Source organism: Gordonia sp. J1A (genome assembly GCF_055393515.1).
In genome coordinates, this window is sequence record NZ_AP041607.1 from 375,611 (window position 1) to 394,826 (window position 19,216).

General features: G+C 68.0%; 20 protein-coding genes. 12 read left to right on the forward strand and 8 right to left on the reverse strand.

The window, feature by feature from the left end; genetic code table 11:
• The first annotated feature begins 5 nt into the window (after positions 1-5).
• Positions 6-848, forward strand: a complete 843-nt coding sequence (locus ACZ5QD_RS01805) for an exodeoxyribonuclease III (RefSeq protein ID WP_045539307.1) — start codon at positions 6-8, stop codon at positions 846-848.
• A 28-nt stretch (positions 849-876) separates the two neighbouring features.
• Here the strand turns inward: ACZ5QD_RS01805 and ACZ5QD_RS01810 are convergent, their stop codons facing one another.
• Entirely contained in the window at positions 877-1,584 is a 708-nt protein-coding gene (locus tag ACZ5QD_RS01810) for a hypothetical protein (protein ID WP_412475610.1), read from the reverse strand.
• A 216-nt stretch (positions 1,585-1,800) separates the two neighbouring features.
• The gene (locus ACZ5QD_RS01815; RefSeq protein WP_464367057.1) at positions 1,801-2,802 is read right to left on the reverse strand and encodes a hypothetical protein; all 1,002 of its coding nucleotides are present in this window, start codon (positions 2,800-2,802) and stop codon (positions 1,801-1,803) included.
• On the opposite strand from ACZ5QD_RS01815, the gene trpS reads away from it, so the two are divergent.
• Together trpS and ACZ5QD_RS01825 are read left to right on the forward strand one after the other, a co-directional pair.
• Positions 2,801-3,832: a tryptophan--tRNA ligase gene (trpS, locus tag ACZ5QD_RS01820; RefSeq protein WP_006897237.1), complete on the forward strand. Its 1,032-nt coding sequence runs from the start codon at positions 2,801-2,803 to the stop codon at positions 3,830-3,832. The two genes, ACZ5QD_RS01815 and trpS, sit on opposite strands and share 2 nt — an antisense overlap.
• A gap of 62 nt (positions 3,833-3,894) precedes the next feature.
• The gene (locus ACZ5QD_RS01825) at positions 3,895-4,956 is read left to right on the forward strand and encodes a YhjD/YihY/BrkB family envelope integrity protein (RefSeq protein ID WP_222111059.1); all 1,062 of its coding nucleotides are present in this window, start codon (positions 3,895-3,897) and stop codon (positions 4,954-4,956) included.
• Position 4,957: 1 nt separating this feature from the next.
• On the opposite strand, the gene ACZ5QD_RS01830 is transcribed toward ACZ5QD_RS01825, so the two are convergent.
• The 5 genes from ACZ5QD_RS01830 to sdhC all read right to left on the reverse strand — a co-directional run bounded on the left by ACZ5QD_RS01830 (position 4,958) and on the right by sdhC (position 9,942).
• Positions 4,958-6,208 carry a D-alanyl-D-alanine carboxypeptidase family protein gene (locus tag ACZ5QD_RS01830; RefSeq protein WP_464367058.1) on the reverse strand — a complete coding sequence of 417 codons (1,251 nt, stop codon included), beginning with the start codon at positions 6,206-6,208 and terminating at the stop codon, positions 4,958-4,960.
• Positions 6,209-6,531: 323 nt separating this feature from the next.
• A complete protein-coding gene (locus tag ACZ5QD_RS01835) occupies positions 6,532-7,317 on the reverse strand; it encodes a succinate dehydrogenase iron-sulfur subunit (protein ID WP_006897240.1) in 786 nt (261 codons plus the stop codon).
• On the reverse strand, positions 7,317-9,071 hold the full coding sequence (gene sdhA, locus ACZ5QD_RS01840) for a succinate dehydrogenase flavoprotein subunit (RefSeq protein ID WP_006897241.1): 1,755 nt from the start codon (positions 9,069-9,071) through the stop codon (positions 7,317-7,319). The genes ACZ5QD_RS01835 and sdhA overlap by 1 nt, the downstream gene beginning before the upstream one ends.
• Before the next feature lie 16 nt (positions 9,072-9,087).
• Positions 9,088-9,519: a succinate dehydrogenase hydrophobic membrane anchor subunit gene (locus ACZ5QD_RS01845; RefSeq protein ID WP_006897242.1), complete on the reverse strand. Its 432-nt coding sequence runs from the start codon at positions 9,517-9,519 to the stop codon at positions 9,088-9,090.
• A gap of 15 nt (positions 9,520-9,534) precedes the next feature.
• Positions 9,535-9,942, reverse strand: a complete 408-nt coding sequence (gene sdhC, locus ACZ5QD_RS01850) for a succinate dehydrogenase, cytochrome b556 subunit (RefSeq protein ID WP_006897243.1) — start codon at positions 9,940-9,942, stop codon at positions 9,535-9,537.
• A 195-nt stretch (positions 9,943-10,137) separates the two neighbouring features.
• Here sdhC and ACZ5QD_RS01855 point away from each other — a divergent pair, with 195 nt between their 5' ends.
• Genes ACZ5QD_RS01855 through ACZ5QD_RS01870 form a run of 4 tightly spaced genes read left to right on the forward strand, consistent with a single transcriptional unit; the run spans position 10,138 to position 14,099 of the window.
• A complete protein-coding gene (locus tag ACZ5QD_RS01855) occupies positions 10,138-10,563 on the forward strand; it encodes a cytidine deaminase (RefSeq protein ID WP_464367059.1) in 426 nt (141 codons plus the stop codon).
• Positions 10,560-11,870, forward strand: a complete 1,311-nt coding sequence (locus ACZ5QD_RS01860) for a thymidine phosphorylase (RefSeq protein WP_375002370.1) — start codon at positions 10,560-10,562, stop codon at positions 11,868-11,870. Before ACZ5QD_RS01855 ends, ACZ5QD_RS01860 begins: the two co-directional genes overlap by 4 nt.
• Before the next feature lie 42 nt (positions 11,871-11,912).
• Positions 11,913-12,926, forward strand: coding sequence for an LLM class F420-dependent oxidoreductase (locus ACZ5QD_RS01865; RefSeq protein ID WP_464367060.1), 1,014 nt, complete (start codon positions 11,913-11,915; stop codon positions 12,924-12,926).
• A 51-nt stretch (positions 12,927-12,977) separates the two neighbouring features.
• A complete protein-coding gene (locus ACZ5QD_RS01870) occupies positions 12,978-14,099 on the forward strand; it encodes an adenosine deaminase (RefSeq protein ID WP_045540457.1) in 1,122 nt (373 codons plus the stop codon).
• 244 nt (positions 14,100-14,343) lie between these two features.
• On the opposite strand, the gene ACZ5QD_RS01875 is transcribed toward ACZ5QD_RS01870, so the two are convergent.
• Positions 14,344-15,603, reverse strand: a complete 1,260-nt coding sequence (locus ACZ5QD_RS01875) for a hypothetical protein (protein WP_006897248.1) — start codon at positions 15,601-15,603, stop codon at positions 14,344-14,346.
• An 80-nt stretch (positions 15,604-15,683) separates the two neighbouring features.
• On the opposite strand from ACZ5QD_RS01875, the gene ACZ5QD_RS01880 reads away from it, so the two are divergent.
• From ACZ5QD_RS01880 to ACZ5QD_RS01900, 5 genes are all read left to right on the forward strand, one after another.
• On the forward strand, positions 15,684-15,836 hold the full coding sequence (locus tag ACZ5QD_RS01880; RefSeq protein ID WP_156479425.1) for a hypothetical protein: 153 nt from the start codon (positions 15,684-15,686) through the stop codon (positions 15,834-15,836).
• A gap of 3 nt (positions 15,837-15,839) precedes the next feature.
• Positions 15,840-16,088 (forward strand): hypothetical protein, encoded by a 249-nt coding sequence (locus tag ACZ5QD_RS01885; RefSeq protein WP_062367073.1) that lies wholly within the window; start codon positions 15,840-15,842, stop codon positions 16,086-16,088.
• A 61-nt stretch (positions 16,089-16,149) separates the two neighbouring features.
• Entirely contained in the window at positions 16,150-16,698 is a 549-nt protein-coding gene (locus tag ACZ5QD_RS01890) for a sigma-70 family RNA polymerase sigma factor (RefSeq protein ID WP_464367061.1), read from the forward strand.
• A gap of 2 nt (positions 16,699-16,700) precedes the next feature.
• The gene (locus ACZ5QD_RS01895) at positions 16,701-17,423 is read left to right on the forward strand and encodes an anti-sigma factor (RefSeq protein WP_062367069.1); all 723 of its coding nucleotides are present in this window, start codon (positions 16,701-16,703) and stop codon (positions 17,421-17,423) included.
• Positions 17,424-17,504: 81 nt separating this feature from the next.
• Positions 17,505-19,214 carry a cytochrome c biogenesis protein DipZ gene (locus tag ACZ5QD_RS01900; RefSeq protein WP_464367062.1) on the forward strand — a complete coding sequence of 570 codons (1,710 nt, stop codon included), beginning with the start codon at positions 17,505-17,507 and terminating at the stop codon, positions 19,212-19,214.
• Positions 19,215-19,216: the final 2 nt, after the last annotated feature.

Here is a 19,216-nt window from a genome sequence, read left to right on the forward strand (position 1 = left end):
GTCCCGTGACCACACCGTTCTCCATCACCACGATCAACGTCAACGGGATCCGTGCCGCTGTGAAGCAGCGCTCGGACGACAATCCGGGCATGCTCCCGTGGCTCGAGGACGCCGCACCCGACGTGGTGCTGATGCAAGAGGTGAGGGCCGGCGACGCGATCGCTCGCAAGGCGCTGCAGCCCGCGCTGGATGCCGGGTGGCACTTCGTGCACACGGAATCGTCGGTCAACGGCCGCGCCGGCGTCGGGATCCTGTCTCGCCGCGCACCCTCGCAGGTGCGGGTCGGTTTCGGCAGCGACGAGTTCGACACGGCGGGACGCTATATCGAGGCGGACTTCGACTTCGGCGGTGAGACGGTGACCGCGGCGAGCCTGTATCTGCCGACGGGGGCGGCGCCGACCGAGCAGGAGAAGGACATCGAGAAGTACGAGGAGAAGCGGCGCTTCCTCGAAGCGTTCCGGCCCTACCTCGACAAACTGCTCGGCACCGGGGGACTGGCGGTGGTGGCGGGCGACTGGAACATCGCGCCCGACGAGCGTGACATCAAGAACTGGAAGGGCAATCTCAAGAACGCGGGTTTCCTCCCGCACGAGCGGGCATGGGTCGCCGGGCTGCTGGAGGCCGGCTGGGTGGACGTGGCGCGCGAGCATCACGGCGACGTCGCTGGGCCGTACGCGTGGTGGTCGTGGCGGGGCAAGGCGTTCGACAACGACGCCGGCTGGCGTATCGACTACCACCTCGCGACGCCGGCATTGGCTGCACGAGCGCAACGGACGTGGGTTGATCGAGCCGGCGCGTACAACCTTCGGTGGTCCGATCACGCCCCGGTGACCGCGGTGTTCGGCTGAGCGGTCCGCGGCCTCCGGGGCGCATCCGTCAGCTGGCCGATTTGCTTCCGCTGCCGATGCCGCCGATCACGCCGCCGACCAGTCCGGCCACCACCTCGCTGATGATGTCCTGGGTGGACCCGGAACTGGACAGATCGCCGCTGACGCTGCCGATCGCCTCGCCGGGAGACATCGGGCGAGTCAGGAAGCACGCGGTGAGACCGGGGAAGGTGCCGTCGACGCCGACAGTTCCGGTGACGGCGATGCCGCCGCTGGTGACCGGGAAGCCGGGAATCTCCGACAGCGGCATGTCGTAGGTGAACGACGCCGTGACGGGATGGCTCGAGGTCACCGACCAGCCCGTGTTCGAGACCTTCCAGCCGGTACCGGACGCAGTCACCGGAACCGCCTCTTCTTTGAGGCCGGTGAGGAAGTGGTACGCCCTCACCTTCGCCGTCGGCTTCCCGAATCCGGCGGGCGGGGTGTCGGTGATCGAGTTGACGTACGGATTGCCGGCACCGGAGGTGCCGACGTCGATCGTGTAGGTCACCTTCGCGAGCGCACCGGCGGTCTGGGTCACCGACTCGGAGTAGTTATGCGTCGCTAGGGTGGCCTTCTTGGTGGTGCGGCTGGCCGACGAGCAGGTCGCGGCGTCGGCGCCACCTGCCGCGCCGACGGAGGCGGCGGTGAGGCCACCGCAGATCAGGGCGGCTGCGGTGACGAGAGAAGTCGTGCGGGACAAGGGGATTCGCTTCATGCGGGACCACCGTTCAGAGAGAATCATCAGTGACTGCGCCAAGGGCGCTTCGGTGCGATCCTGGCACGCACACAGCCGAGGAGCCGATTCGCGGCGCGGGCGATGGCACGAATCCGAGGTCGGCGGCGGGCGCTTCTCCGCGGTCCCGACTACGCGGAAACAAGCGGGTCCGCTTCCCGTCACGGGAAGCGGACCCACTGGATGAATCGTGTGGGATCAGCCGGCCATGTCACCGACGATGCCGCCGATGACGCCCGGCAGCACATCGGAGAGTGAACCGGTGCTCGACAGCTGTCCGTCCGAGGAACCCAGACCCGCGGAATCCAGGCTGCCGGTGATCGCCTCGCCGGCGTTGGGTGCGCGCACCGTGGTGCAGGCGGTCAGGTTCGGCATCTGCTTCGAACCGATCGACCAATCCGGCGTTCCTCGCACGGCGGCACCGCCGCTGGTGAGCTGCTTTCCGACTCGAACGCTGCTGGGGAGCTGGTAAGTGAAGCTCGCCGTGTATGCCTGACCAGCGAAGATCGCCCACCCGGTGTGGCTGATCCGCCAGCTGGCGTTGTCTTTGGTGACGTCGCCGGGTGCGACGGCCCGTTCCTGGATGAGTTTGTCGAACGCACCGCCGCCGCCGAGAATGCCGCCGAGCAGGGTGAACGCCTTGACCTTGACCGTCGGCTTCACATCACGTAGTTCCGCCGGCGGGGTGTCCCAGACGCCCTGCACGTACGGGTTACCTGCGCCGGTTGTGCTGACGGAGATCGAATAGGTAATCGATGCACCCTGGCCGACCTCGGCGGGTGCCGACTTCTGGAAGATGTACTTGATGCTGGGAATGATGGCGTCGCTGACAGTCTCGGTCGACTCCGACTTGCAGGTGGCGGCCGAGGCGCCGCCGACGGCACCGGTGACCGCGGGGGCAGCGGTGAGTCCGGCGCCCGCGACGGCGGCGGCAGCAGCGACGATCGCGCCGCGCTTGACGAGGGACAGCTTCATGGGGGCTCCGTTGTTCGGAAGGGATTGACCAGGAGGGAGAGGCCGGTGCGGTGACCGGTTGAAGCCTGAAGCTAACAGTGGTGGTGACCACGTGACGATCCAATGACCGGACATGTCACATATGGCGACACGATTTCGGTGTTTCGTCGGCCGATCGACCGGCGCGGAAGCCGGTCCGCGACCGTCGGAAACTCGATTGTCCGGGTCTGAAACAATTGAGGTCATGACATCGCCTGTATCGCGGCCCGCACCGCGCCGCCGCGTCCTGTCCGGAATCCAGCCGACCAGCGACTCGTTCCACCTCGGGAACTACCTCGGCGCGGTACGGCAGTGGGTGCAGTTGCAGGACGAGTTCGACGAGGCCTTCTACTTCATCCCGGACATGCATGCGATCACGGTTCCGCAGGACCCGAAGGTGCTGCGGGAGCGCACCCGACGCAGCGTCGCACAATTGTTGGCGGTCGGCGTCGACCCGAAGCGCGCGACCATCTACGTGCAGTCGCACGTGCCGGAGATCGCACAGCTGACCTGGGTGCTGTCGTGTCTCACCGGGTTCGGCGAGGCCAGCCGGATGACGCAGTTCAAGGACAAGTCGGCGAAGTCGGGAACCGATGCGGCCGGCGTAGGCCTGTTCACCTATCCGATCCTGATGGCGGCCGACATCCTCGCCTTCCAGGTCGACAGCGTTCCGGTGGGCGAGGACCAGCGGCAGCATCTGGAACTGACGCGCGACCTCGCCCAGCGCTTCAACAAGCGATACGGCAAGACGCTGACGGTGCCGAAGCCGTACATCGTCGAAGAGTTCGCCAAGATCTACGACCTCCAGAACCCGACGGCGAAGATGAGCAAATCGGCCGACTCCGACTCGGGTCTGATCTCTCTGCTCGATGAGCCGAAGCGGTCGGCCAAGAAGATCCGCTCGGCCGTCACCGACAATGACAGGGTCGTCGCCTTCGACCGCGAGAACAAGCCGGGCGTCTCCAACCTCCTCACCATTCAAGCGGCGCTGACCGGGCGTGCGATGGACGAAATCGTCGCGTCGTACGAGGGCAAGGGATACGGTGAGCTGAAAGTCGATACCGCCGACATCCTCACGGAGTTCGTCACGCCGTTGCGCGGTCGCGTCGAAGAGATCCTGGCCGATCGGGCTCACCTGGACGGCATCCTCGCCGACGGAGCCGCACGCGCTCGGGAGATCGCGTCGGACACCGTCGCCGCCGTCTACGACAAGGTCGGATTCCTGCTGCCCGGCTGATCGCCGGGTAGGGTCCGAGCGACGGCGCCGCGGGGAGTGACGTGGCCGAGACGAAGGGGAGCATGGACCGCATCAAGGAGATCATCGCCCGGCTGAAGGCGCTGTACGACGCGTCGATCGACCGGTGGGGCCTGCTGCGCCACGTCGTCGCGACGCTCGACCGGTACAACGAGCGTCGCGGAAATGCCTACGCCGCGGCGATCAGCTTCATCGGCATCCTGGCTCTCGTCCCGATCCTGATGGTGTCGTTCGCCATCGCAGCCTTCGTGCTGGTCTGGAATCCCGCGCTGCTGACCGATATCACCGATGCGATCGTCGAACACGTGCCCGGCGAGCTCGGGGATCAGCTGAACTCGGTGATCGACTCCGCCATCGCCTCGCGCCGCACGGTCGGTGTGATCGGTCTGGTGACCGCGGCGCTGACCGGTATCGGCTGGATGACGTTGATGCGCAACGGTCTCACGGAGATGTGGGGCGGGCGCGTCAAGAACAACGCGATTCTCGGCAAACTGTACGACCTCGGCACGTTCGTGGCGCTCGGACTGCTGTTCCTCGTCACCATCGGACTGAACATCGTGTCCACCGGGCCGCTGGGCTCGCAGATCACCGACTATCTGGGTCTGCCCGACAACTGGCTCATGACGTTCCTGCTGCGCGCGGCGTCGGTGATCGTCGGGGTGGCCGCCACCTGGGTGCTGTTCATCGTGGTTCTCGCGTGGATGCCGCGCTGCACGGTGTCGGCACGTGCGATCCTGTGGCCGGCCCTCGGCACGGCGGTCGTATTCGAGATCCTGAAATCGGTGAGCAGCCTGTATCTGCAGAAGGTGTTGGGGAGCCCGGCGGGCACCGCGTTCGGCCCGATCATCGGTGTGATGGTCTTCGCCTATCTCGCTTCCCGGATCGTGCTCTACGCGGCCGCCTGGAGCGCCGCCGACCCGAACAACGAGCGGTTCCTGATCGTCGACGAGCTCGAGCACCCGGAGGAGCCGGAAGCCGAACCCGTGGTCCTGGCGCCGGTGTATGAGGCGGAGCCGGAGAAGCAGGCGCGCCGTCTGATCGCCGCGGCCGGGATAGGCGCCGCGGCGGCGGGGCTGGCCGGCTGGCTCGGCCGTCACGACCGCTGAGTCAGCGCCGTGATCGCTTCCGCCACAGGACCGCCGCGGCGGTGAGACACACGGCGGCGAAGGCCACGAGCCCTGCCGTCCAGACCGAGGCGGGCGAGGGATCGTCGTGGCCCGGCTCGGCGGTCGTGGCGGCGGCCGATGGCGGATCGGCGACATCGAGTGTTCCGACGGAGGTGTCGGGCGGGGCCGCGAACCCGTAGTCGAACATCCGCTCAGCCTGCTGCGAGTACATGTTGTCGGCTTCGTTGAGCCCGTACATCTGAGTCACGATCACCCTGCGGCCGTCGCGCTCGGCGGCGCCGACGAAGGTCTTCAGGGCGTCGTCGGTGTACCCGGTCTTGCCGCCGAGCATGCCGGGCCAGCCGTCGCGGAGCAGGGTGTTCGACGTGTGCATCGTCCATGCCGGATGGTCGACGTCGCCGGGAACGTCCGGCCGTTTCGGATAGCCGGGGAAGGTGAAGGTCCTCAGTGCGACGATCTGACGGAACACCGGATTCCGCATCGCCTCTCGGAAGATCACCGCCAGATCGAACGGCGAGGTCGACATCCCCGGTGCGTCCAGGCCCGACGGGCTGGCCGCACGGGTGTCGTCGGCGCCCAAGTGGGCGGCCTTCGCGTTCATCTTCGCCAGCGCCGCGTCATGCCCGCCGAGACGCCCGGCCAGCGCGGAGGCGCAGTCGTTGCCGGAGACGACCAGCAGGCCGGTGAGCAGGTCGCGCACCGCGTAGCGGCCGCCCGGGCCCATCCCGCAGGAGTCGCCCTCCATCGACCAGTCCGCGGGCGTCGGTTCCACAGACGAGTCGAGGTCGAGTTCGTCGAGGACGACGAGCGCGAGCAGGACCTTGATGGTCGACGCCGGGCGGTACCGGCCGTGCGGATCCTTCGCGGCGATCACTCGACCCGAGTCGAGGTCGGCGATCAGCCAGCCGGAGGAGTTGAGACGGTCGGGCAGCGGGCCCGCCGCGGGGTCGGCGACTACGCCGCATCCGCCGAGCGCGTCACCGCCGACTGGCCGCTGGGGCACCGGCAGCGGCGAGGGCGAGGGGACGCCGGGAGCGACCGCTTCGGATTCGTCGACCGCGGGCGGCGGATCGGTGCGATGCGGGCATGCGTCGGTGTTCGGGGTGGTCATCGGCACCGGAGGAGTGACCGCCACGGCCGGATCGGCCGACGAGGGCGGTGCGCACAGCGCCGCGACGACGCCGAACGCGGCGACCGTCGCCCCGGCGCGCTTCAAGACGGACATGCTCATGACGAGCGTCACCCTACAGGGCGGTCGTCGGGCGGTCCGCGCTCGGCGTCCGGGTGCGGGTGGTTTCGACTCGCTCCGCTCGGCGTCCGGGTGCGGGTGGTTTCGACTCGCTTCGCTCGCTCAACCAGCCTGGGGGAGCGTTCGACAGTCCCAGGCCTTCTGCAGGCCAGTTGAGCGAGCGAACTCCAGGCCAGTTGAGCGAGCGAACTCCAGGCCAGTTGAGCGAGCGAAGCGAGTCGAAACAAGCGCTGCCCGCGGCGCAGACGACGAGGCCCCCGGAAGTAACCGGGGGCCTCGTCGGGGCTGCAGAGAAAGGTCTGCTTCTAGCGGGCGAACATCAGGGCGCGCTTGACTTCCTGGATCGCCTGCGTCACCTGGATGCCGCGGGGGCATGCGTCGGTGCAGTTGAAGGTGGTGCGGCAGCGCCACACACCGTCGACGTCGTTGAGGATGTCGAGACGCTCGGCGGCGCCCTCGTCACGGCTGTCGAAGATGAACCGGTGAGCGTTCACGATCGCGGCCGGTCCGAAGTACGATCCCTCGTTCCAGAACACCGGGCAGCTCGTGGTGCAGCACGCACACAGGATGCACTTGGTGGTGTCGTCGAACCGGGCGCGGTCGGCCTGGCTCTGGATCCGCTCGTACGTCGGCTCGTTGCCCGAGGTGATCAGGAACGGCTTGATGGCGCGGTACGCGTCGAAGAACGGCTCCATGTCGACCACGAGGTCCTTCTCCACCGGGAGGCCCTTGATGGGCTCGATGGTGATGGTGATCTCCTTGGACGAGTCCTTCGGCAGCAGATCCTTCATGAGGAGCTTGCAGGCCAGCCGGTTGACGCCGTTGATCCGCATCGCGTCCGAACCGCAGACGCCGTGGGCGCAGCTGCGGCGGAAGGTCAGCGAGCCGTCCAGGTAACCCTTGACGTACAGGAGCAGGTTGAGCAGGCGGTCGGTCGGCAGCGCCGGGACACGGAAGCTCTCGAAGCCCTGGGCGTCCGGGTTCTCCGGGTTGAACCGGTAGATCTTCAGCGTGACCATCGTCGCCTCGGCCGGAACCGGAGGCAGCGGGGGCTCATTGGTCGCCGGGGTGGATTCGAGTGTGGCAGTCATCAGTACTTACGCTCCATCGGCTCGTAGCGGGTCTGAACGACGGGCTTGTAGTCGAGCTCGATGTCGGCGAGCAGGCCGTCGCCCTTCTTGTACGCCATGGTGTGCACCAGGTAGTTCTCGTCGTCGCGCTTCGGGAAGTCCTCGCGGGCGTGACCGCCGCGCGACTCCTTGCGGTTGAGCGCACCGGCGACGGTGACCTCGGCCAGTTCGAGCAGGAAGCCCAGCTCGACGGCCTCGAGCAGATCGCTGTTGAAGCGCTTGCCCTTGTCGTGGACGCGGATGTGGTTGTACCGCTCCTTGAGTGCACGGACATCGGCGAGCGCCTTGTTCAGGGTCTCGTCGGTGCGGAACACGGACGCGTTGTTGTCCATGGTCTGCTGCAGTTCGGTGCGGATGTCGGCCACGCGCTCGTTGCCGTGCTCGGACAGCAGGCCGGCGAGCCAGCCGTCGACCATCGCCGTCGGGTTCTCCACCTGCTCGGTGAAGTCGGTGGAGTTGGCGTACTCGGCAGCGGCGATTCCGGCGCGGCGACCGAAGACGTTGATGTCGAGGAGCGAGTTGGTGCCCAGGCGGTTCGCGCCGTGGACCGACACGCAGGCGCACTCGCCGGCGGCGAACAGACCGTGAACGATCTGCTCGTTGTTCGCGAGCACCTGGCCGCGGACGTTGGTCGGGATGCCGCCCATCACGTAGTGGCAGGTGGGGTACACCGGGACCAACTCGGTGACCGGGTCCACGCCCAGGTAGGTGCGCGAGAACTCGGTGATGTCCGGGAGCTTCTCGTTGAGCACGTCCTCGCCCAGGTGACGCACGTCGATGTAGACGTAGTCCTTGTTGGGTCCGGCGCCGCGGCCTTCGAGCACCTCGAGCACCATCGACCGGGCGACGATGTCACGCGGGGCGAGGTCCTTGATCGTGGGTGCGTACCGCTCCATGAAGCGTTCGCCGTCGGCGTTGCGGAGGATGCCGCCCTCGCCTCGGACCGCCTCGGAGATCAGGATGCCCAGACCGGCCAGACCCGTCGGATGGAACTGGTGGAACTCCATGTCCTCCAGCGGCAGGCCCTTGCGGAAGATGATGCCCATGCCGTCGCCGGTGAGCGTGTGCGCATTGGACGTGGTCTTGTACATGCGACCCGAACCGCCGGTGGCGAAGACGATCGACTTGGCGTGGAAGACGTGGATCTCGCCGGTGGCCAACTCGTACGCGACGACACCGTTGGCGACGGGCTCGCCGTTCTCGTCGGTCGTCATGTTGACGTCCAGAGCGTAGAACTCGTTGAAGAACTCGACGTCGTGCTTGACGCAGTTCTGGTACAGGGTCTGAAGGATCATGTGACCGGTGCGGTCCGCGGCGTAGCAGGCGCGGCGGACCGGCGCCTTGCCGTGGTCGCGGGTGTGACCGCCGAAGCGGCGCTGGTCGATGCGGCCCTCGGGGGTGCGGTTGAACGGCAGACCCATCTTCTCCAGGTCGAGCACCGCGTCGATGGCCTCCTTGGCCATGATCTCAGCGGCGTCCTGGTCGACGATGTAGTCGCCGCCCTTGACCGTGTCGAAGGTGTGCCACTCCCAGTTGTCCTCTTCGACGTTGGCCAGAGCGGCGCACATGCCGCCCTGTGCCGCGCCGGTGTGGGAGCGGGTGGGGTAGAGCTTGGTCAGGACTGCGGTGCGGGCCCGCGGTGCGGCCTCGATGGCAGCGCGCATACCGGCGCCGCCGGCGCCGACGATGACCACGTCATAGCGGTGTTCCTGCATGGGTTTCTAGTTCTCCTTAGCTGGCGCTGCCGAAGGTGAGGATCGCGTAGGTGCCCAGCACGAGGATCAGGATCATCGACAGGGCGAGCAAGGTGTTCAGCCAGAAGCGGGTGGAGTCCTTGCGCGAGTAGTCGGCGATCACCGTGCGGACGCCGTTGCCGCCGTGCAGCTGCGCGAGCCAGAGCATGAAAAGATCCCAGACCTGCCAGAACGGCGACTTCCAGCGGTCTGCGACGAACGACGCGTCGATGCGGTGCACGCCGCTGTCCCACATGAGCATGATGAACATGTGGCCGAACGTCAGGACGATGAGGGCCAGGCCCGAGAAACGCATGAACAGCCACGCGTTCTTCTCGAAGTTGCCGCGGCTGCGGATGCGCGGGGCACCCGGCGCGTCCAGGCTGGCGGGGCGGTCGTAGGCGGTGCCGAGGGTCTTTGCTTCAGTCATTGTTTCTCAGCTCCCTTAAAGCGCGTGCGTGATCAGGATCTGCAGCATGCGCACGGCAGCCGCGATGAACACGATCGCGAAGACGGTGAGGATGGCCCACAGCATCTGGCGCTGGTACTTGGCGCCCTTCGACCAGAAGTCGACGAGGATGACGCGCAGACCGTTGAGGGCGTGGTAGAGCACGCAGAAGACGAGACCGATCTCCATGAGGCCGATGATCGGCGTCTTGTAGGTGTCGATGATCTCGGTGTACGTGTTCTCGTTGACCCGGATGACGGCGGTGTCGAGCACGTGCACGAAGAGGAAGAAGAAGATGGACACGCCGGTGATGCGGTGCAACACCCACGACCACATGCCTGGGTCACCTCTGTAGAGAGAGCGCTTGCGCACCGGTGCCGGTGCAACCTCTGTGGGGGTGCTCATCGCGAAACTACGCCTCCGTTGTCGTGGACTTGGGGTGGGACCGCAAGCGCACGCGTAGGTCGCTGCAAGACCCAATGCTCCTGACTTTAAACCTAAGCTGAGTGTTGTCGTAAATTGCCGGAGCAATGTGACCAAGGTCCACCGATTTAATTAGGTGTGCCTTACCTACGGTGATTTGTGTGGAGAGGGGATCAATTGACTGCGGGAATCGACTTCGATTCATTGCGAAACGCGGCGTCGACGGCGATGACCAGGGCATACGCCCCCTACTCCGGCTTTGCGGTCGGTGCGGCGGGAATCACACTCAGCGGCCAGATCATCACCGGAAGCAATGTGGAGAATGTCTCATACGGCTTAGGGCTCTGCGCCGAGGAGTCGATGGTCGCGGCGGGCATTTCTCTCGGTCGTATGGACGCCGATCGCGCCTCGCGCGAACGACTGATAGCGGTGAGCGTCTGTGACGCGCGCGGCAGCGTGCTGACCCCGTGCGGCCGCTGCCGACAGGTGCTCCTGGAGTTCGGCGGCGAGGAGCTTCTCGTCGACTCGGCCGGGGGGCCTCGGCCGCTGCGGGAACTGCTGCCGGACGCCTTCGGCCCGGGCCACCTGGAGGCGATCCGGTGACCGCATCGCTCGAGCCGGTCGACGCGATCCTGGCCAAGAAGGACGGCCGCGAACTGACCGGTGAGCAGATCCGCGGGATGATCGCCGGATTCACCGCGGGCGACGTGGCTCCGGAGCAGATGTCGGCGCTGCTGATGGCGATCGTCCTGCGCGGGATGACCCGTCGCGAGATCGGAGACTGGACCGCCGCGATGATCGACTCCGGCATCACGATGGACTTCTCGGACCTGCGGCGCGGCGGCCGGCGGGTGCCGACCGTCGACAAGCACTCCACCGGCGGCGTGGGCGACAAGATCACGCTGCCGCTCACGCCGCTGGTCGCGTCGTACGGAGTCGCGGTGCCGCAGTTGTCCGGCCGCGGGCTCGGTCACACCGGCGGCACCCTCGACAAGCTCGAGTGCATACCGGGATGGCGGGCCGAGGTGTCCGTGGACGCGATGCGCAGTCAACTGGGCAGGGTCGGTGCGGTGATCTGCGCGGCGACCGCCGACCTCGCGCCCGCCGACCGCAAGCTGTACGCACTGCGCGACGTGACCGGGACCGTCGCGTCGATCCCGCTGATCGCCAGCAGCATCATGAGCAAGAAGATCGCGGAGGGCACGCAGTCGCTGGTGCTCGACGTCAAGGTGGGCTCCGGCGCGTTCATGAAGGACATGGCCGACGCGCGGGAGCTCGCCGAGACGATGGTGGCGCTCGGTGCGGACGCGGGCGTGCGTACCAGCGCCCTCCTGACCGACATGGCGACGCCGCTGGGCCGCACCGCGGGCAACGCCGTCGAAGTCGCCGAGTCCCTGGAAGTGCTGGCCGGCGGCGGTCCCGCGGACGTGGTGGAACTGACGGCGGCGCTGGCGTCGGAGATGCTCGACGCCTCCGGGATGCACGACGTGGATCCGCTCCGCAACCTGGCGAACGGCAAGGCGATGGACACCTGGCGCTCGATGATCGAGGCGCAGGGCGGAGATCCGGATGCCCCGTTGCCCGTACCGCGCTGCACGCACGAGGTGATCGCCGACCGCGACGGCCGGTTGGCGAGGCTCGACGCGCTGGCCGTGGGGCAGGCGGCCTGGCTGCTCGGTGCCGGGCGCAGCAGGCCCGGTCAGGCCGTGTCGGCGACCGCCGGCGTCGTGTGGCACGCCGCCATCGGCGACCAGGTGCGCCGCGGGCAGCCGCTGCTCACCCTTCACACCGACGACGAGACACGCATCGAGGGTGCGCTGGCCGCCCTCGACGGCGGGGTCGACGTGCGCGTCGAGCCCGTGTCCCGGCCCGCTTCACGCATTCTCGACCGGGTTCCGGCCGCCGGGTGAATCGACGAGCGGGGACTGGCTTTCGGCGCTACGTTGGATCGCATGGTCGACAAGCGGATTCGCATCGGATACCAGATTCCCAACTTCACCTACCCCGACCCGCTCGAGCCGGAGAACGCCGGACCGGTCGCGGACATCTTCCCGACCGTTGCGGCGCAGGCGCGGGAGGCCGAGGGCTCCGGCTTCGACACCGTCTTCGTGATGGATCACTTCTACCAACTGCCGGGACTGGGTGCGCCGAGCGAGCCGATGCTGGAGGCGTACACCACGCTCGGTGCGCTGTCGGGCGCGACATCCGAGATCAAGCTGTCGGCGCTCGTCACGGGCAACACGTATCGCAATCCGGCGATGCTCGCCAAGACCGTCACCACCCTCGACGTGGTCAGCGGCGGCCGGGCGGTGTGCGCGATCGGCGCGGGTTGGTTCCAGCTCGAGCACGATCAGATGGGTTTTGAATTCGGGACCTTCACCGATCGGTTCGAGCGGCTGTCGGAATCGCTCGAGATCCTCTCGCCGATGCTGCGCGGCGGGCGGCCGGAGCTGACCGGCAAGTGGTACTCGGCGCACGACACGCTCAACCAGCCTCGGTTGCGCGACGACCTGCCGATCATGCTCGGCGGCGGCGGGGAGAAGAAGACCTTCGGTCTGGCCGCGCGCTACGCCGACCACCTCAACGTCATCTGCAACGCCTCCGAACTGCCGCGCAAGATGGACGCGCTCGCGGCACGGTGCGAGGAGGCCGGACGCGATCGCGACACCCTGGAGACCAGCTTCCTGAGCTTCGTGATCATGGACGTGGACGGCGACCGTGCCCGGAGCCTGGCGCACGACTACCTCCGCAAGACCGGCGTGGACCCGGAAGTGATCGACGACGAGACCTACGCGCGCGCCACCGACCGGATGTTCATCGGTACTCCGGACGACGTCGCCGACCAGTTGCAGCGGCGGGTACTCGACCAGGGGATCGACGGGCTGGTGATCAACATGGTCCCGAACGGGCATCTGCCCGGGAAGGTGGCTGAGGCCGGGGCGATGCTGACGGCGCTGCTGAACTGAGCGGTCGCGCTCATCGCGCGCGGCCGCCGGATCGGCGCTACCGTCGAGGCCATGGTCACTTCCGCCACGATCACCGTCGAAGAATGCCGGTTGGCGCCGAAGGTGCTGCTGCACGATCACCTGGACGGGGGACTGCGCCCGGCCACCGTCGTCGACCTCGCTCGCAGGGGCGGCTACGACCGCTTGCCCGCCGATGACGCCGACGAGCTGGCGGAGTGGTTCGCCACCGCCGCTGACAGCGGATCGCTGGAGCGCTACCTGGAGACGTTCGCGCACACCGTCGCCGTGATGCAGACCGCCGACGCCCTCGAGCGGGTGGCCCGCGAATGCGTGGAGGATCTGCACGCCGACGGTGTGGTGTACGCCGAAGTGCGGTTCGCTCCCGAGCTCCATCTGGAGCAGGGACTGTCCCTCGACGAAGTGGTGGAGGCGGTGCTGCGCGGCTTCGCGGCGGGGGAGGCCGCGGCGTCGTCGGGAGGAGGCCGGCCGATCATCGTCCGATGCCTCGTGACGGCGATGCGGCACGCGGCGCGTTCTCGCGAGATCGCCGAACTCGCGGTCCGCTTCCGTGGCCGCGGTGTGGTCGGGTTCGACATCGCGGGCGCCGAGGCCGGGAATCCGCCGAGCCGACATCTCGACGCCTTCGAGTACCTGCGCGGCGAGTGCTCGCACTTCACCATCCACGCCGGCGAGGCGTTCGGGCTACCGTCGATCCACGAGGCGGTCGCGTTCTGCGGCACCGACCGGCTCGGCCACGGGGTGCGGGTGATGGACGACGTGGTGCTCCCGCCCGGCTCCCGGCCGACCGACTCATCCTTCGACGGCGCGAAGCTGGGCCAAGTCGCCGACTACGTCCGCGACAAGCGGATTCCGCTGGAACTGTGCCCGAGCAGCAATGTGCAGACCGGTGCCGTCGCGTCGCTGGCGGATCACCCTTTCAACATCCTCGCGAAACTGCGGTTCCGGGTGACGGTGAACACCGACAACCGCCTCATGAGCAACACGTCCATGAGCCGTGAGTTCATGGTCCTGCATCGTCAGTTCGGCTACGGGTGGGCCGATTTCGAGCGGTTCACCGTCAACGCGATGAAGTCGGCGTTCCTCCCGTTCGACCAGCGTCTGCGCCTGATCGACGACGTGATCAAGCCCGGGTTCGAGGTGCTGATGGGGTGAGGGGGGTGGAGTGGGGTGGGTTTCGACTCGCTTCGCTCGCTCAACTGGCCTATTAGGAGGGGAGGCTCGCTCAACTGGCCTAGGAGGCTAGGAGGGAGGCTCGCTCAACTGGCCTAGGAGGGAGGCTCGCTCAACTGGCCTAGGAGGGAGGCTCGCTCAACTGGCCTAGGAGGGAGGCTCGCTCAACTGGCCTAGGCGGGCGTAGAGGCGTGCTCGCGTTACTGGCCGTGGGGCGGGGCGGCGGCTAACCCCGCCGTACCAGGCGGTCCTCGAAGTCGTGGACCAGCGCGCGCCACACCTCGGCCTCGTTGTCGAACGGGCCCGACGGGGCGAGCCGCTTCGGGTCGGGATTGATGGCGTAGTCGACGAACCAGCCGAGCGGCGTGGTGGTGGCGAGCGCCTCGTTGACCGTGTCGATGCCCGCGTAGTCGGCGGCGTCGGTGAGCAGTTCGACGGCCAGATCGAGCTGGCGGCTGTCGATCCGGCGCGGGCCGTCCAGGATGTCCTCGCCGATGCCCTGGAGCGCGTAGACGTTCTCGGGGAGGACGTCGTACTCGATCTCGTTGGTGTCGGCGGCGGCCTGCACGTCATTGAAGGTCGACAGCTTCGCCAGATCGTGGTCGTCGTTGTCGGCCAGGAAGCGAGTGAGCGCCCGTTGCGATCCGAAACCGTAGATGGTGCCCTTACGGCCCAGGAACACCGGATCGTCGCCGAGGTAGCAGCGCAGGGTCAGGAACTCGCCGGCGTCGGTGTAGATGCGGATGGGATCGATCCCGACGCCGGCCCAGAAATCGTCCTCGTCGATCTCGTCTTCCTCGTCGTCGTCCTGCTCGTCATCGTCGTCGGCGTCGTCGAGGACCACCTCTTCGGCATCGAAGTCGGGCTCGTCCTCGTCCTCGGCGGAGGCCGCCGCGGCCAACTCGTCCTCGGCGATCGTCACCGCGTCGGCGTCGACCTTCGGCACGGTGATGACCGCATCGAGAGCGTCGATCACATCGTCCCAGTGCTTGGCGATGAGACGCCCGATGCGGACCCAGAGGTCGACGCCGTCGCGGCCCTCGAAGTTGTTGGTGCCGACCGTGACGGCGCCCAGGATCGGGTTGCCCGTGAAGAACTTGGTGACCGGGGCCAGTTCGCAGACCTCGCCGATGATGCGGACGATCTCCAGCGCGTCCTCGAGCTCGCCGAGGACCTCCGGTCGCGGGTCCTCGGCGGCCAGCTCGGGGACGCCGATGAGGTCGTAGCTGTGCCGGTCGTCGGGGACCAGCTCGGCCGCCTGCACCTTCTTGATCGTCTCCCACGCGGGGTGATCGACGAGGTCGTTGTCGTCGTCTGTGCGCACGAAGGCGACGAGTTCGGCGACGCCGGGCAACGCGTACAGGTCGTCTTCCAGACCCAGGAACGCTTCCCACTCGTCATCGCCCTCGCGCCACCGCGGAGCCCACAGTGTGAAGAGGTTGCCTTCGGTCAGTCCGAGTTCGATGGGAACGATGTCACCGGCCATGGTCACTGAGCCTAATCAAGAACTCGTTCGCGTGCTGCACGGGGCCGGTCGACGTCGTGAATTCGGGTCAGTGGCCGGTCATGGCCGGACCGTTCTCGTCCGTCATCGCACCCGGCGGAGTCATCATCTCGCTGGTGGCCGGCGGCGCCATCGTCGGCGACATGGGTGCCATCTGCGAGGACATCGGCGGTGACATGGGCGTCTGGGACATCGGCGGGGACATCGGGGTCTGAGACATGGGTGCGGGGGACATCTGCGAGGACATGGTCGACGGGGTGGTCGGAGTCTTGTCGTTGTCGTCGCCGCACGCCGAGAGCACTGCGACCAGGGCGGCGGCGCCCGCGAGCGTGACCACGGCGGTGCGACGGGTGGAGGTGGAGATCATCGGAGTTCGTTTCGTCGACGGGGTGGCCGGCTCGGCCGCCCTCGCTGATGATTCGTCGCCGAGACGGCCGAGTATTGGTTTCGATCGAAATCGGCAGTGACACCAATCCGTGACGCATCGGGTGTCGAATGGTTGGTGTGGACCACACGAATCAGTCTGTCGTGACCGGCACGGTGTCGTTCGACGACCTCCTCGAAGCGGTCGGCGAAGGCGACCGCGACGCCTTCGACGTGCTCTTCGACGAACTCGGCCCGCGCACGTTGGCGCTGGCTCGACGCGTGGTCGGCAGCAGCGCCCGCAGCGAGGAGGTGCTGCAGGACGCGTGGCTGCAGGTATGGCGCACCGCAGGCGCCTACGACCGCGGCCGCGGCAGCGCGCGGGCCTGGATCACCACGCTCGTCCACCGCCGCGCCGTCGACACCGTGCGCCACGACGTGGCCGAACACCGGCGTGACGAGCGGTTCGAGGCCGCGCGCGTCCCGGACTTCGACTCGGTCAGCGACGACGTGGTGGCGCGTGACGAACGGATCCGGGTGCGGGCCTGCCTGGACACGCTGACCGTCAAACAGCGCGAGGCGATCGATCGCGCCTACTTCGGCGGACTGCCGTACTCGGAGGTCGCGGCGGCCCTCGCGCTGAGTCCGGCCACGGTCAAGACACGTATCCGTGACGGGCTGCAACGGCTCCGGACCTGCATGGGAGGACGGTGACCATGAGCGATCCACGATCTGGAAGCACCCGCGACCACCCGCGTGATCTGCTGCCCCTGCACGCGCTCGACGCGCTCGACGAACTCGACAGGCGCCGGGTGGAGGCGCATCTGCAGACGTGCCCCGAATGTGCGGCCGCATGGGCCGCCTGGCAGGAGACCGCGGCAGATCTGAGTACCGACGCGGACCCGGTACCGCCGCCGGTGCGGGCCGCGCTCATGCGCGCCGTGGACGGTGAGGCGTCCGCCGCGCCGTCCGCCGGCCGCTCGCGCCGCTCGCGCCGCTGGGTGCGCGCGGCGGCAGCGGCGTGCATCGCGGTCGCGGCCGCGGGCGGCGTCGTCACCTGGCGGGTCGTCGCCGACCACCGGCCGTCGGCGACGTCGACCTCGGGGACCTCGATGGACGACGTGCTCGCCGCACCCGACATGGAGAAGGCCACCGGTGCCGTCGGCGACGGCACGGTCAAGGCGATGTACGCACCGTCGCAGCGCGCCACCGTGGTGAGTGTTGAGAACCTGCCGCCGACCGACCACCGGACCGGATACCAGGTGTGGATCACCGTCGACGGGCGGAAGAAGTCGGCGGGCATGGTGCACGGTGCCGACACGTCGAGCGTCATCATGACCGACATGAGCCGGCCGGCCGGCGTCTCGCTGTCGGTGGAGCCGATGACCGGTTCGCCGCAGCCGACCTCACCGATGGTGGTCCAGTTCCCGATTCCCTGAGATCTGTCCCGCGATCCAATCCCCGCCGCGCTCGGCGTCGAATCAATCGTGAACAGACCGGTCGAGAGGAATGGATCCGCGATGCTGACGATGATTCTGGTGGGGTTGGCCGGAGGTCTGGTGACCGGGGTGTCGCCGTGCGTGCTGCCGATGATTCCGATCATCTTCGTGACCGGCGGCGCCCAGACCGGGACTCGCGAGACGTCGGCGTCACCGGGCCGGGCGATCGCGATCATCGGCGGAATCGTGGTCAGCTTCAGTCTCATCACGCTGCTCGGGACTCTGGTGCTCGCCGCGCTGGGACTGCCGAGCGGACTGCTGCGATGGACCGGCATCGTCCTGCTGGTGTTGATCGGACTGGGCATGCTGATCCCGTCGGTGGCGCATGTGCTGGAGCGTCCGTTCGCGCGACTGCCCGGGTGGACGCCGAAGGGCCGAGGCGGGCGGGCCGCGCCCTTCCTTCTGGGCCTGGGACTGGGCACCCTGTACGTGCCGTGCGCCGGCCCGGTGCTCGCCGCGATCTCGGTGGCCGGCGCGACCGGCGACATCGGGTGGCGGACCGTGGTCCTGACCGTCTCGTTCGCCGTCGGCGCGGCACTGCCGCTGGCCGTGTTCGCGGTCGCGGGGGCGTCGCTGGCGAAGCGGCTGGCCGCGTACCGGCGGCGGCAGCGCACCTTCCGCGCGGTGGGAGGGGTGATCCTCATCGGGCTGGCGGTGGCACTCGTCTTCGACGCCCCGGCCCGGCTGCAGGCGGCGATTCCCTCGTACACCGCCTCGGTCGACCGTGCGCTGTCGCAGTCGGACGCGGTCAACCGCGCACTCGGACGGCAGACGGGCGGTGCCGCGGCGTGCACGGGCGGCGACGGGCTCGCCGACTGCGGCAGTGCGGCCGACTTCACCGGAGGCGGTCGCTGGTTCAACACGCCCGGCGGCGCCCCGCTGACGGTGGCCGGGCTCCGGGGCAAAGTGGTCCTCGTCGACTTCTGGACCTACTCGTGCATCAACTGCCTGCGCGACGGCCCGCACGTGCGCCAGTGGTGGGACGCGTACCGGACGTCGGGACTGGAGATCGTCGGAGTCCACACGCCGGAGTTCGCGTTCGAGAAGGACTCGGGCAATGTGGCCGCCGCGATCGGCGACGAACACATCGGCTATCCGGTGGTGCAGGACAACGACTACGCGATCTGGAACGCCTACGGCAACCGCTACTGGCCGGCGAAGTACCTGATCGACGCGCACGGCACCGTGCGTGCCGTCTCCTACGGTGAGGGCGGCTACGAGGAGATGGAACAGCGAATCCGCACTCTGCTCCACGAGGCCTCGCCCGAGCGTGCGCTGCCGGCACCGGTCAGCGGCGCCACCGTGACTGCCGGCGACCTCGGCGGCGGACCGGCCTCCGGACCGATCTCGCCGGAGATGTACGTGTCGGCGTCGCGCTCGGAGGGCTCCTACGCGGGCGGTGCGCTGACTGTGGGACGCCGCACCTTCTCATTCGGCGCCGACTCGAAGCCCAGCACATACGCGCTAGCGGGCGAGTTCGACGTGACCGACGAATCGGTGCGCGCGGTCGACGCCGCCCGTATCCGCCTCGACAGCACCGCCTCATCGGTCAACGCGGTTCTCGGCGGCACCGGCCGCGCGGTCGTGCACACACCCGGAGCCCCGGACCGGACGATCGACGTCTCGGGCCCGCCGCGGCTGTACAACCTCGCCGACGACGGTTACCGCCACCGTGACACGACGATCGATCTGAGCGACGGACTCGAGGTCTACAGCTTCACCTTCGGCTGAAT